Origin of the sequence: Niastella sp., from assembly GCF_045805085.1 — a bacterium.
Lineage (GTDB): Bacteria > Bacteroidota > Bacteroidia > Chitinophagales > Chitinophagaceae > Niastella.
In genome coordinates, this window is sequence record NZ_JBJMLX010000118.1 from 1 (window position 1) to 11,473 (window position 11,473).

Annotated in this window: 8 protein-coding genes; 6 read left to right on the forward strand and 2 right to left on the reverse strand. The window is 44.2% G+C overall.

Going from position 1 to position 11,473, the window contains the following annotated elements; genetic code table 11:
• From ACJ751_RS05950 to ACJ751_RS05960, 3 genes are all read left to right on the forward strand, one after another.
• Positions 1-500: hypothetical protein (locus tag ACJ751_RS05950; RefSeq protein WP_407744461.1), on the forward strand; the 500-nt coding region annotated here is incomplete at its 5' end.
• A 109-nt stretch (positions 501-609) separates the two neighbouring features.
• Positions 610-3,075, forward strand: coding sequence for a DUF5686 and carboxypeptidase regulatory-like domain-containing protein (locus ACJ751_RS05955; RefSeq protein WP_407744462.1), 2,466 nt, complete (start codon positions 610-612; stop codon positions 3,073-3,075).
• 178 nt (positions 3,076-3,253) lie between these two features.
• Positions 3,254-4,288: a rhodanese-related sulfurtransferase gene (locus ACJ751_RS05960; RefSeq protein WP_407744463.1), complete on the forward strand. Its 1,035-nt coding sequence runs from the start codon at positions 3,254-3,256 to the stop codon at positions 4,286-4,288.
• A 644-nt stretch (positions 4,289-4,932) separates the two neighbouring features.
• On the opposite strand, the gene ACJ751_RS05965 is transcribed toward ACJ751_RS05960, so the two are convergent.
• Positions 4,933-6,045, reverse strand: a complete 1,113-nt coding sequence (locus tag ACJ751_RS05965; RefSeq protein ID WP_407744464.1) for a lactonase family protein — start codon at positions 6,043-6,045, stop codon at positions 4,933-4,935.
• Positions 6,046-6,131: 86 nt separating this feature from the next.
• Between ACJ751_RS05965 and ACJ751_RS05970 the strand changes: the two genes are divergently transcribed.
• Positions 6,132-6,344 (forward strand): hypothetical protein, encoded by a 213-nt coding sequence (locus tag ACJ751_RS05970; RefSeq protein ID WP_407744465.1) that lies wholly within the window; start codon positions 6,132-6,134, stop codon positions 6,342-6,344.
• A 90-nt stretch (positions 6,345-6,434) separates the two neighbouring features.
• Here ACJ751_RS05970 and ACJ751_RS05975 read toward each other — a convergent pair whose 3' ends face one another.
• The gene (locus tag ACJ751_RS05975) at positions 6,435-7,364 is read right to left on the reverse strand and encodes a phosphoribosylaminoimidazolesuccinocarboxamide synthase (RefSeq protein WP_407744466.1); all 930 of its coding nucleotides are present in this window, start codon (positions 7,362-7,364) and stop codon (positions 6,435-6,437) included.
• Between the two features lie 145 nt (positions 7,365-7,509).
• Between ACJ751_RS05975 and ACJ751_RS05980 the strand changes: the two genes are divergently transcribed.
• Positions 7,510-10,419, forward strand: a complete 2,910-nt coding sequence (locus tag ACJ751_RS05980) for a TonB-dependent receptor domain-containing protein (RefSeq protein ID WP_407744467.1) — start codon at positions 7,510-7,512, stop codon at positions 10,417-10,419.
• 153 nt (positions 10,420-10,572) lie between these two features.
• Positions 10,573-11,473: YhcG family protein (locus ACJ751_RS05985; RefSeq protein ID WP_407744468.1), on the forward strand; the 901-nt coding region annotated here is incomplete at its 3' end.

Here is an 11,473-nt window from a genome sequence, read left to right on the forward strand (position 1 = left end):
ATCGGAGGGTCTTCTGGCTCCTGGTGATTGGCTTGATCCACTCGTACCTGATCTGGGACGGTGACATCCTGGTCATGTACGCCTCTTGCGGGTTCCTGCTCTTCCCCATTCGGAAGTGGTCGCCGAAGACGCTGATCATCGTAGGCATCACCATCAGCCTGTTCTTCGTGCCGCTCTTGCTCGGGTTCCGATTCATCGGCGTTCCTTTCATGCAGAAGACCGCCGAGAGGGTCCAGGTGCAGGTCAAGGAAGGCCAGACGCCGAAAGACTGGGAACAGAAGGTGAGCGATGCCTGGAAGGAAATGTCGAAGCAAGAAAAGCCCAAGCGCGAGAACTTCCTCAAGGACATCGCCACCTACCGAGGGAGCTATTGGGGGATGGTGAAGCACCGGGCATCGCAGTTGATCTGGGGGCAGACGATTGGCTTCCTTTTGGTGGGCTGGTGGGGCTGGCTACTGCTGCCGGTAGTAAAAATGCACAACGCGTTGGCGATCGCGTAGCCGGTACGATGGTTGTGGAAGCCAGGGGATAGAAGAATTTATATTACTTAATTAACTTATTCCTCAATAGCTAATCAGGATTTGGCCTTATTTTCGCGTTCGTCGCGATATGAAAATACTGTCCTTACTTACCCTCTTTATTGTTGGCTTTATATCCGTGCAGGCTGCGCATATCAGCGGCAGGGTCACTGACGAAAAAGGACAGGTGCTGGTATACGCCTCCATACTGGTAAAAGGCACCACGCAGGGCACTACCGCCAATAAAGAAGGCGATTATTTTCTGCAACTCAATCCCGGAACTTACACCATTGTAGCGCAATATGTGGGCTATAGCCGGCAGGAAAAAACAATCACTGTAGGAGAAGATAATATCACCCTCGATTTTCAGCTATCCATTCAACAATTTAATTTGAAAGAAGTCGTAGTAAGACCCGGTGGGGAAGACCCTTCTTATGAGATCATTCGCAATGCCATCAAAAAAAGACCGTATTACAAGAACCAGCTCAATACCTTTCAATGCGAGGTGTATATTAAGGGACAGCTGCAGTTGCGCGCCTATCCCAAAAAACTCTTTGGCGAACCAATTGATTTCGAAGATGGCGATACCAGTCAACGAAAAATGCTTTTTTTGTCGGAAACCGTAGCGCGGTATTCGGTTGAAAAGCCACGCAAAAGCAAGATCGAAGTGCTGTCAACCAAAGTAAGCGGCAGAAGCGATGAGTTTGGGTTAAGCACACCACAGATCGTTTCCTTTTATGAGAACAATATTCAGGTAGGTCGTAACCTGAACCCCCGCGGATTTATTTCACCTATCGCCAGCAATGCACTGAACTTTTACTATTATCAATACGAAGGTAGTTTTATAGAAGATGGGCGGGAGATCAATCGCATTAAAGTAACACCCAAACGGCGGTACGAGCCGTTGTTCAGCGGGTACATCAATATCACCGAAGGCGACTGGCGCATACACAGTCTGCAATTACGGCTTACCAAGGCTTCTCAAATGGAGCTGATCGACTCGCTGAATATTGAACAATTGTATGTTCCCATTAACAACGATGTGTGGGTAATAAAAACGCAGGTGTTGTACCCCGCTGTAAAATTGCTGGGTTTTGATGCGTTTGGCAGTTTTGTAAATGTGTATTCTCAATTTAATATTGCACCTACATTTGAGCGGAAGTTCTTTAACAATACCTATCTGAAGATCTATGAAGGGTCTAATAAAAAGCCTGCTGCCTTTTGGGATTCTATTCGTCCCTTACCCTTGCAGGCTGAAGAAGTAGCCGATTATTTCAAGAAGGACAGCCTGGAGAAAGCGCATAAAGATCCGCATTACCTCGATTCTATCGATCGCCGCCGGAATAAACCACACCTGTTCCCGTTGATAGCAACAGGGCAACTGTTCTATCGGGAGAAAAAACGGGAGATCTACAGTGTGAACCCGTTACTGGAAACCATTGCATACAATACCGTGGAAGGTTGGTTAGGTAATTTCGGCGGCAGCTATACTAAACTGCTCGATACCATTCCCGGTTTCCGCCATGCGTTTAGTATAGAACCCGCCATCCGGTACGGGCTCAGCAACCATCACCTCAATGCAGGCGGTACGTTTACGTATACATATGGTAAAAAGTATTTTTCTTCCTTCTCGCTAAGCGGTGGTAAATGGGTGTACCAGGTCAATAATACCAATCCCATCAGTCAGCTGAGTAATACCATTCGCAGCTGGTTATTCGAGCGTAACTATGCCAAGTTTTATGAAGCATGGTATGCGCAGTTCAATTTTTCAAAAGAAGTGGGAAATGGGATCACGGTTTTTGGCGGCTTGAAATATGAAGACCGCATTCCATTGGAAAATACCACCAACTATTCAGTGGGTAACCGCAAGAACGTTCAGTTTACGCCTAACTATCCCATTGAGATCATGGCGGAAAACTTTAAACGCCATCAGGCATTGATCGGAAGAATTGGAATAAGCTGGTTGCCCGGAGCTAAATACATCGAGTACCCCGACAGGATCGTAAATGTGGGTTCCCATTACCCGTTGTTTACCTTATCGTACCGGAAGGGTATTCAAAACTGGCTGGGCAGTGATATCGATTATTCCAAATGGCGGTTCGATGTGCAGCAAAACCTCGACCTGAACCTGGGTGGTAATTTTCGCTATAAGATGAGTTTGGGCGGCTTTATACGGCGCGACAGTGTAGCTGTGATAGATTATAATCATTTTAACGGGAACGAGATCCTGGCTTCTGCCGAATACCTGTATGGTTTCCAGTTATTGCCTTATTACAAATACAGCAATAAAAACCGGTTGTATGCAGAAGGGCATATTGAACATCACTTCAATGGCCTGCTCACCAATAAGATCCCCCATTTCCGCGCTTTAAACTGGTACCTGGTAACGGGCGCCAATGCGCTGTACGTGGATAGTGATAAAGAATACATTGAAGTATTCGCCGGTTTTGAAAACATCCTCAAAATAGCCCGGCTCGACCTGGTTTGGGGCTTCGACAAAGACAAGGTTTCCGCTTTCGGTATCCGGTTGGGTATCAGAGGCTTTGGGAAACTATAAAATCAATAGGCAATAAACAATTGACAATAGGCAGGGGTTCGCGAATGCGGCGGGTTCGATTATTGGCGAACTGACGCCGTTTAGGAATAATTTGCCAATTGCGCATTGCCAATTGATTCGTAAATTTGCCGCGTTTATAATTTTTGACTGCCCTGCAAGCGGTCGCAAAAATTCAAAAATGGCAATATTACACAACCGCGTCTCCCAGAAGGAGCTGAAAGAACTTTTGTACCAGGAAACAGAACCCCGTACTACCATTTCTTTTTATCAGTATTTCCCCATCGCCGAACCTGAAGAATTCCGCAACGAACTGTACAAGCATTTAGAGACATTAAAAGTGTTTGGCCGTATTTACGTGGCACACGAAGGCATCAATGCACAGATCAGTGTACCGGCCGGAAATTTCGAGGCATTCAAAACCTTTTTATATTCTTTTGAACCGTTGAACGGGTTGCGTCTGAACATTGCGGTAGACGATGACGGTAAATCGTTTTGGGTGCTGAAAATAAAAGTGCGCGACAAGATCGTAGCCGATGGCATTACCGATGAAACTTTCAACATGGCCAACAAAGGCCGGTATGTAAATGCCGAACAGTTGAATGCCATGCTGAACGATCCCGAAACCATTGTGGTTGACATACGCAATCACTATGAGTATGAGGTGGGCCATTTTGTAAAAGCCCTGGAAGTGCCCAGCGATACCTTTCGCGAGCAGTTACCCATGGCGGTTGACATGCTGAAAGACGCAAAAGATAAAAATATCATTATGTATTGCACCGGCGGTATCCGCTGCGAAAAAGCCAGTGCGTACATGTTGCACCACGGGTTTCAGAACGTATTTCACCTGGAAGGCGGCATTATCAATTATGCCAAACAGGTACAGGAAAACGGGCTCGACAGCAAGTTTATTGGAAAGAACTTTGTGTTCGACAACAGGCTGGGGGAGCGGATCACACCCGATATTATTGCCCGTTGTCACCAGTGCGGCAACCCCGCAGATACCCATGCGAATTGTGCCAACGATGGGTGTCACCTGTTGTTTATTCAATGCGAAAATTGCCGCCAGCAATATGAAGGTTGCTGCAGCAAGGAATGCCAGGATTTTATTCATTTATCCGAAGAAGAACGCAAAGAACTCCGCAAGGGAATCGATAAAGGACGGAATATCTTCAATAAATCGCGCCACCGGCTGAGGCCCAGGTTGGGGGAGTAGGCGGGTTTCAGGTTTCAAGTTTCAGGGAACCAGGTTTTGGGAGCCGGTTACCGGGTACACAACGTATCGTCTTTTTCTATATCAATTGTGCTCAAATCCTCCATTTTAGGATACTCCTGTATGGAAACGAGTTGTCCTTGTAGGAATTCGTTATTCCTTTCAGGAAACGGCAAAACCTTTCGGGAAATCAGAAAACCCGGCAGGGATTCTCTTTTCCTTCTGGGAAATCAAAAAGGTTAAAAGGAAACAAGGATTCCCGGAAGGAATTCAGAAAAGTTGCAGGGAAAAGGGAAATGCCTGAAGGAATTCTCTATTCCTTCCAGGATTTTAAAAAAGTTGTAAGGAAAACAGAATTCCTTCAAAGAATTTGGAAGAAGTACGCGTAATGGGCTGATAAATAGCCGAAATATGGACCATGTTTTGAATTTATGGATGAAAACACCTGACTTAGGATGTAAATCGACCAACTTACGACCAACACTACGCAGATGACCACAAAAGTTTTCATACCTGGGTGTGTTTCTTTCAAAACAGGGGCTTTGCGATCGAATTCAGGTAAAAAAACTGCAAACAAGCCTCATCAACAAGCTAATTAACTTTGTTAATCATAAAAAAAACTGAAACCTGTAACTTGAAACAGGCGTTTAGCGTTCATTTGCCCACTTCAAACAAACGGGTTTACCTACCTGAATGCGTTTGCCGGTATCGGTCAGCAAACCAGTCTCTTTATTCCGCTTAAACACCACGATATTGTCGCTTTCCTGGTTGGCCACCAACAAAAAGTTCCCTGTAGGATCGATAGAGAAATTGCGCGGCACATCGCCTTTCGTTGGTTCAGAACCTACGAAGGTTAATTTGCCGTTTTTGGCAATGGAGAAAATGGCAATGTCATTAGCCGGCGTGCGATTAGACGCATACAGAAATTTGCCATCAGGAGAAATATGAATATCAGCCGACCATTTCTTTTCTTTAAAATTGGCCGGATAGGTGGAGATGCGTTGGATCAACGACAACTTTCCGTTGTTATACTTATAGCCCGATACTTCGCCACCCATTTCTTCAACCAGGTAGGCCAGTTTGCCATTGGGATGAAACGTAAAATGGCGCGGACCACTGCCTGCCGGAACTGCTGCAAAAGGTACAGGCGCCGGTTCGGGCTTACCACTGCCTGGGTTAAATGAATAGATCATCACCTTGTCAATGCCGAGGTCAGGCACAAAAATGTATTTATCATCGGGTGAGAAAACGGTAGAATGCACATGTGGTTTCTCCTGCCGCTCCTTATTAACGCTGCTGCCTGTATGTTGAATGGTAGTAGGAACGCCCAGCGTACCATTGGCCATAATTGGCAACGTAGAAAAGCTGCCGCCGGTATAATTGGCTACGGCCACCCATTTGCCGGTATTATTTACAGCTACATAAGCAGGGTGGTCGCCACCGCTGGTTTGTTTATCGATATATTTTAATGCACCATTGGTTTTGTCGAACGAAAAAACCGACACACTGCCTTTGTCGTTGGCGTCTTCATTTACGGCGTACACAAATTTTTCATCAGGCGAAAGATCGAGATAGGAAGGGTTGGAAGCGGTGGCCTTGCTTACGTAACTCACATCACCGGTTTCGGTATTCATTTTATAAACATATATGCCTTCGCTGTTTCCGCGGGTATAGGTACCAATTACTAAATAGTAATTCGTTTGGCAATTGGCAATAACGGAAATGGCAAGCAATAGCAGGATGGTACATATGTGTTTCATACATGGAAGATACGGTGATAAGTTAATTGCCCTTTCGTTCATGGCATGAATTTTTTTGTATTAGTAATGAACTAAAACACATTATTATGCCAAACGAAAAATCAGATAGAAAGGGATTCGCATCGAGTGAAGCGGATCAGGAAAGAGATATGGCGGCAAAGGGTGGTCCTTCTACTTCGTTAGGTAAAGCAGATGATAAACACCGGATTGTTAAGCCATACGATGAAGATTTGCAAACCCAAATGGCAGCAAAGGGTAAGCATAAAAAAGAAAATAACCCCAATAAAAAGGGTAAATAGTAAACATTAAAAAAGTCCTCTGCATTATGCGGAGGACTTTTTAGAATATTATATATAATAATGGATTGTTAAAACTGCAACTATCAACCCTTAACTTTTCAACTTAGCCAGTTCGTTGGTAACGCGGCTAAAAGTCTCTTCCTCTGAAAGATGCTGGGGAACAAACTTTTCCCCAATAACCTTCTCATATAACTCAATATATCTTTTTGAAATGGTGTTGATCCATTCATCGCTCATTTCCGGAACGGTTTGTCCTTCCTTGCCCATAAAATTGTTGGCAATAAGCCATTCGCGCACAAATTCTTTACTGAGCTGTTGCTGGCGTTCGCCGGTTTTTTGTCTTTCTTCAAAGCCATTTGCATAAAAATAGCGGCTACTGTCCGGCGTATGGATCTCATCCATCAAAAAAACGGTGTCGCCGATCTTGCCAAACTCATATTTTGTATCTACTAATATCAGTCCCTGTTTGGCGGCAATTTCTTTACCACGTGCAAACAGCTTCAGCGTATAATCTTCCAGTATAGCCCAGTCTTCAGCCGATGCCAGTCCGGTAGCAATGATCTGTTCTTTTGATATGTCTTCATCATGACCTGCTTCAGCCTTGGTGCTTGGCGTTATAATAGGAGTGGGGAAATAATCATTTTCTTTCATGCCTTCGGGTAAGGGAACACCGCATAATTCGCGTTTTCCACCGGCATAGGTGCGCCACGCATGACCCGTTAAATTACCCCGAACCACCATTTCAATTTTAAATGGCACACATTTTTTGCCGATAGATACATTAGGTGCTGGTACCGATACTAACCAGTTGGCACAAATGTCGCGGGTAGCCTGCAGCATATATGCAGCAATCTGATTTAATACTTGTCCTTTATAAGGAATGGGGCGGGGTAATATCACATCGAATGCAGAGATCCGGTCACTGGCTATCATTACGAGCCACTGATCGTCAATGGTATACACATCTCTGACCTTACCTTTGTAAAAGTTCGTCTGCTGCGGAAATTGTAATGATTTCATAGGCCGAAGATACCAGAGGTGCGGAATATCATGAAAAAAAAGAATTCCCGAAATATCAACAAAATCAACAAGATGTGATTAAATAAAATTTTCTGTTAAAAATTACAAGTCGTATTTTGCTTGATAACCATAAAAACTCCATGCTATGAGTAGATACTCTCGTTGCCTGGCAGCTTTATCCTTGCTCTTAATGTTTACGATTGCTGCCAGCTCTCAAACCACTATTTCCGGGACCGTACGAAATAGTACAAACAAAGAAGTAATTCCTTTTGCTACGGTATCGATCAAAGGCTCAAATGCCGGAACCTTTACCAATGATAAAGGAAGTTTCAAGCTCACCACTTCCCATGCATTGCCCCTTACCCTTGTAGTTTCGTCAGTAGGTTTTGCTGCAAAGGATGTAGCAGTATCTAGTGCCGGGGCCATTGATGTAGACCTTGAACCCGGTTCCAGTTTAGGTGCCGAGGTGGTTGTTTCGGCCAGCCGCGTGCCGGAACGCATTCTGGAATCGCCTGTGTCAATTGAACGCATGAATGTGGGGGCCATTCGCGCATCAGCTGCACCAAACTTTTATGATGGCGTAGCTAATCTGAAAGGTGTCGATCTTACAACATCGAGTTTAACCTTCCGTACTATCAGCACGCGCGGTTTTAACGGCAGTGGTAACCTGCGGTTTAACCAACTGGTTGATGGAATGGATAACCAGGCCCCCGGTTTAAATTTCAGCGTCGGCAATATCGTTGGTCAAACCGAATTGGATGTTGACAACGTAGAATTGTTACAGGGCGCTTCATCAGCCCTCTATGGCTCAGGCGGTATGAATGGTACGCTGTTAATGACCAGTAAAGATCCGTTCAAATACCAGGGGCTAAGCTTCCAGGTGAAACAGGGATTTATGCATTTTAACGATCCCGCTCAGGACAATGCCACACCGTATTACGACTGGTCGCTTCGTTATGCCAAAAAGATCGGAGAAAAGCTTGCTTTCAGAATTTCGGGTCAGTTTATAAAAGCAGATGACTGGCAGGCTACCGATTATCGTAATCTGAATAGAAATAATGTGCTAAGTGAATTGAAACCTGGCGATCGTACATCAGATCCCAATTACGACGGCGTGAATGTGTTTGGTGATGAAGCCAGCGCCAGTATGCAGGGGTTAGCACTGGCGGCGCGGCAACAAGTTGCCGGTATGCCGAATGGTAATCTTGCCCTGGCTGGACTTGACCAACAAATTGCGCTTGGAATGACGCCTTCACAAATTGCTGCCTATTGGCAGGGAGTCAATCCAACATTTGCTCAGGCACTGCCTTTCCTGATACCTACCAGTAATGCTCCTAACAATAATTATAAGGGAACGTTTGGTACTCAATATGTAAGCCGAACGGGATATAATGAAAAAGACCTGGTTGATTATAATACCTATAATGTAAAAGTGTCTGGAGAGTTGCGTTATAAATTAACAGAGAATGTTGAAGCCATATTAATGGGTAACTGGGGAACCGGTACTACCGTGTATACCGGGGCCGACCGCTACAGCGTCAAGAATCTGAAAATGGGTCAGTATAAGCTGGAAGTAAAAGGTAAAAACTGGTTTGTTCGCGGTTATACCATCCAGGAGAATTCAGGTGATGCTTTCACTGCTACTACAGCTGCCGTGGCCATTAACCGGGCCTGGAAGTCTGATGCGGCCTGGTTTCAACAATATACCGGTACATATGGTGCTGCCAAACTGGGCATATTGCCCAACACACCTCCGGGTACTATTTTGCCCGACGCATCAGCACATGGCGCTGCCAGGAGTTATGCCGATATTGGTAGATTTTTACCGGGTACACCTGAATATAAAGAAGCTTTTGATAAATGGACCAACATATCAATAAAAGAAGGCGGCGCCAAATTCATGGATGAAACCGATATGTATCATTTCGAAGGACAGTACAATTTCAGCGATAAAATAAAATGGGCTGAGGTGCTGGTAGGCGCCAGCTACCGGTTGTATTCATTAAACTCCCATGGAACCATATTTTCCGATACAGCGGGTAGAATCGGTATTAGTGAAGTAGGCGGATATGCGCAGGTCTCCAAATGGGTGATTAACGACCTGCTGAAATTAACAGTATCTGGTCGTTACGATAAGAATGAAAATTTCAAAGGGCGATTTACGCCGCGGGCTACAGCCCTGATAAAAGTGGCCAAAGACAACAGCTTCCGCTTATCGTATCAGCAGGCATATCGATTCCCTTCCACGCAGGACCAATGGATCAACCTGAAAACCCCGGCCAGTGTGCTCATTGGCGGTATGCCCGATTTTTATACTTTCTTTCATTTCGATGCAAGTCCGGCGTATACAGCTGAAAGTATAACCAAGTTCAGAACAACTGCCAATCCGAATGACCTGGTAGTGGCCGATTTTGGAACACTGAAACCGGAAATAGCCAACTCGTATGAAATAGGGTATCGCGGTTTAATAACCAAAGACCTGTTAATAGATGCGTATGGTTATTATAGCCAGTATAAGGATTTCCTGGGCCGTCAGGCTGTAGGAAGGTCACAAAATGCCGGCACCGATAAGGCAGCATTATTGAGTCCGTTTACTACCGATAACTATTCATTTATTTACAATTCGAAAAATACAGTAAATGCAATAGGCTGGGGCGTAAGCGTAAATTATAACCTGATAAAAGGCTACCAGGTGGGCGTAAACGTTTCAGGCGACCAGTTACATAATGTAGACGAGGGGCTGGTAACTTTCTTCAATACGCCCAAAGTACGTTACAACGTTACATTCGGCAATGAAAAGGTAAATAATTCAAACTGGGGTTTTAACATCCTGTATCGCTGGCAGGATGAAATGCTGTGGCAAGGAACCTTTGGCACTGGCCAGGTAGCGTCATTTGGATCACTGGATGGCCAGGTTAATTATCGCCTGCCAAAGATCAGAAGTATGATCAAGCTTGGCGCCACCAATTTGTTGAATAAGTATTATAATACTGCCTTTGGCAATCCAAGCATAGGCGGTTTGTACTATGTGAGCTTTGGGTATAATGTGTTTTAGAGAATAGTGTCAATTTTTTATCAATGCATTCCGATTTATCGGGATGCATTTGTTTTTTTACTATATCAATTATAACGGTTACCTTTATCCCCTACCAACCATTCAGTCTCTCGAAAGATTCCTTCATTATTTGTTAACCTCAATTGAACATGCATGGGAGCGATGGACAAAAGATATCTCAGTGTACTTAAAAGTTTAAAGACAAAGATCAGAAAGGCCCGCTTAAAAGCGGCTATTGCTGTAAATACAGAATTATTGGAATTGTATTGGGAAATTGGCAATGCCATTTCGCAACAACAACAGCAGGAAGGTTGGGGCACCAAAGTGATTGAAAAGCTTGCCCGGGATCTTAAAATAGCATTCCCGGACTTTAAAGGATTGTCGGTCAGAAACCTTTGGTATATGAAAAGTTTTGCCGAAGACTGGCCACGAGAGCCAATTGTGCAACCACCGGTTGCAGAATTACAAAATAATGATAATCATGTGTTTAAATTTATGCAACCACTGGTTGCACAAATTCCATGGTCCCACCATATTGTGTTACTGAATAAAACAAAAGCCGGGAATGAAAGGCTTTTTTATCTTAAAAAATCGATTGAAAATGGCTGGAGCAAATCGATTTTAACTATGCAGATTGAAAATCAGCTGCACCTTCGTCAGGGGAATGCTATTACCAATTTTGAATTGACCCTGCCAGAGCCGTATTCTGACTTGGCTCAGGAAACGCTCAAGAATCCCTATATGTTTGATTTTTTAGGTCTTACTAATGAAGTTCAGGAGCGTGAGTTGGAAAAAGCCTTAATGCTTCACATAAAGAAGTTTACACTTGAACTGGGAAGAGGTTTTGCCTATGTAGGCAACCAGTATAATTTAACCGTTGAAGATGATGACTACTTCCTTGACCTGCTGTTTTACAATTACCATTTGCATTGTTTCGTTGTTTTTGAATTAAAAGTAAATGACTTTAAGCCTGAGTATGCAGGTAAGCTTAACTTTTATATTAACCTCATAAATCAAAAGATTAAAGGAGAAAAGGATTTACCTACTATTGGTG

Excerpts from the sequence above, each read along its gene's own strand:
- ACJ751_RS05955 (WP_407744462.1), top strand. The coding sequence starts at position 610 with ATGAAAATACTGTCCTTACTTACCCTCTTTATTGTTGGCTTTATATCC.
- ACJ751_RS05960 (WP_407744463.1), top strand. The coding sequence starts at position 3,254 with ATGGCAATATTACACAACCGCGTCTCCCAGAAGGAGCTGAAAGAACTT.
- ACJ751_RS05965 (WP_407744464.1), bottom strand. The coding sequence starts at position 6,045 with ATGAAACACATATGTACCATCCTGCTATTGCTTGCCATTTCCGTTATT.
- ACJ751_RS05970 (WP_407744465.1), top strand. The coding sequence starts at position 6,132 with ATGCCAAACGAAAAATCAGATAGAAAGGGATTCGCATCGAGTGAAGCG.
- ACJ751_RS05975 (WP_407744466.1), bottom strand. The coding sequence starts at position 7,364 with ATGAAATCATTACAATTTCCGCAGCAGACGAACTTTTACAAAGGTAAG.
- ACJ751_RS05980 (WP_407744467.1), top strand. The coding sequence starts at position 7,510 with ATGAGTAGATACTCTCGTTGCCTGGCAGCTTTATCCTTGCTCTTAATG.